General features: G+C 40.7%; 1 protein-coding gene. It reads right to left on the minus strand.

Going from position 1 to position 2,013, the window contains the following annotated elements:
• On the minus strand, window positions 1-2,013 hold a 2,013-nt coding region (locus OXPF_RS00430), incomplete at both ends, for a LamG-like jellyroll fold domain-containing protein (protein ID WP_341441618.1).

Here is a 2,013-nt window from a genome sequence, read left to right on the forward strand (position 1 = left end):
TGTTTTCTCTGTCCTTATGCCCCTGTCGTTGTATTTAAAGGATATATTGGTTCCGGATTTTACCATTGACTTAAGCTGTCTTCCTTCTTCCCAGGTGAAGTTCCATCCATCATATATCAAAGGATTTCCTATATTGTCATAGGTTATGGTCTTGCCATTAAATTTTGTCAATAAATCCTTCCAGTCCGGCTCTTCATAAGCATAACTGTATCCTCTTAAAGGCGTTCCTACATCCCCTGTTGTAAAAGGATACTCTGTTCTGGTTAATATATTTCCCCCTATATTATAGGTATATTCTGTGGTAATATTCTCTATCTGGTTGTTTTCTCTCTTAAGCTGGTTTAACTCGTCATAAAAATATTCAATATACCTGCCGTCAGCAATGGTTGCTTTAGCAATATTCCCGTTGGCATCATAGGTGTAGCTTACGACGCCTCCGTTCATATTGATGCTTTTAAGCCTGGTTGTTGTAGAACCTCCAGTTCCGGGCGTATATTCATAGCCTGTTACATACTGGCTTCCTCCCATTGAAAGAGTTCTTTTAATAAGCCTCCCCAGGGAATCATATTTATAACTTACATCATATCCCCTGCCTCTTGAAAATATATTATTTATCTCAGAATCGGCCAGCTCGCTGTCCGAATACATAAAATGCTGCATTCCGCCGTTTAACTGAGAATTCCCGAATATGGTGCTGCCTATTGATGTCGTGCCTCCCGAAAAGTCCTTAAAGTCGGAAACCTGGTTTCCTGAAATAAAAGTTCCGTCTATATACAGTTTTGTGTTAAACATAGAACCGCTGTAGTTCCACTTAAGTGCGGCAAAGTGCCAGGTGTTTAATGATATAGTTCCCGGAGAAGTTGCGAGAAAAATTGTACCTCCGGCATTGTTCCTGGCATTGAGAACAAGCCTGTTACTTTCATTAATGTACATGTTGAATATCTGTCCTGCTGTTCCCTCGCTGCTTATTATCATCCTTACGGTATTCTGCCTGGTTGTATAAAACCATATACCCAAGGTACCGGATAATCTGTTTATACCAAGGTTATATAATATCTTTGCAGCAACAGATGTCGAAGCAGTATATGGTGTTATAACAGGACTGTCTTCCAACTGCACCGCATCAAAGCGGACTATATCCCTGTCTTTAACAGCCGCTCTAATAATTGCATATATTATCTTTGTTCCGGCCGGGGCAGTAAATTTCTCGCTTATCCTTTCCCACTGGTTTTCTTCAATATTTTTATCATACGTCCAATAAGCGTTGGGTATTTGAACCTCATTTGAATCAAGACATATGATTGACAGCTTGGGATGGGTGCTTCCTATTCTCTTTGCATAGGCGCTTATTATATATTCCTTTGCCGCAGGCAGAACGGATGACAATATAACCTTTTGATATGCTGCAGCATTTGTAATGCTTCCGTTAGTGAGATTATCGCTGTCATAGCACTCAATGCATCTGCCTCCGTCAACACCGTCGTTTGCAAGTCTCCATCTTCCTGTACCTCCTGTATCCCAGTCGCCATTAGCCCAGTCCGGAATATCATTGTTGACCAGGTCCTTTTCAAAGGAGGAGTTGGCTGCTACAAGGTTAGTTGAGCTTTCATATGCAAGCAAGCTCTGCTTGGAGTCTTTATCCTTATCAAATATGCCGTTAAGACTTGTAGGGCTGGATCCCTTTGTGCCTTCACCATCAATATTTAACGGGAAGTATTCGACTTTGCCGTCATTTAATAAATAGCGGCTGTATATGCTGTATGCAGGGCGATTATCCTTGCTGTAACCATGGCTTGTTATATAGCTTGCTTTATTCAATCTTTCATAAAGTCTATTCCCGTTATTATTCGGGTCATATCCGAATATTGTTCTGTTTCCTTTATTGTCTCTTACTTCTGAAAGCCTGTTTGCAAGATCGTAAACATACCTATATTTTACTCCGTTTACTATATCGTCATGATATCCCAAATTCCCGGCACTGTCATAAGTATACCAGTGCCTCGTGGAACCATT

The sequence above is a fragment of the Oxobacter pfennigii genome, assembly GCF_001317355.1.
Classification (GTDB): Bacteria; Bacillota; Clostridia; order Clostridiales; family Oxobacteraceae; genus Oxobacter; species Oxobacter pfennigii.